The organism is Streptomyces sp. CHD11, assembly GCF_018638295.1.
Taxonomy (GTDB): Bacteria; Actinomycetota; Actinomycetes; order Streptomycetales; family Streptomycetaceae; genus Streptomyces.
Genome location: NZ_JABTTS010000091.1, coordinates 1 through 457 on the forward strand (window position 1 = coordinate 1; position 457 = coordinate 457).

Below are 457 nucleotides of genomic sequence, written 5' to 3' on the forward strand. Positions count from 1 at the left end.
TCGAGGCCCCGGCGGCGGACCGCGCGGATGGCACCGAGCGCCATCATGTCGCTGGCGCACACCACCGCGGTGCACCCGCCGTCCAGCAGGGAGTCGGCGGCGGCCTGGCCGCCCTCCAGCGTGTACAGGGAGTGCCGGACGAACTCCCGCTCGGCCTCGGCGGCGTCGATCCCGAAGGTGTCACGCAGCGCCCGGGCGAACCCCTCCGTCTTGCGGACCACCGGGACGAAGCGTTTCGGGCCGAGCGCCAGCCCGATCCGGGTGTGGCCCAGTGAAGCGAGGTGGGTGACGGCCAGGCGCATCGCCGCCCGGTCGTCGGGGGAGATGAACGGGGCCCGCACCTGGTCGGTGAAGCCGTCGATGAGGACGAACGGGACGCCCTGGCCGCGCCGCCGGTCGTACCGGGTCATGTCGGCGGTGGTGTCGGCGTGCAGCCCGGAGACGAAGATGCTGCCGG

General features: G+C 74.0%; 1 protein-coding gene. It reads right to left on the reverse strand.

Annotated elements, in window-relative coordinates; all coding sequences use genetic code 11:
* The coding region (locus tag HTV45_RS33280) for a substrate-binding domain-containing protein (protein WP_215209613.1) at nt 1–457 on the reverse strand (457 nt) is incomplete at both ends.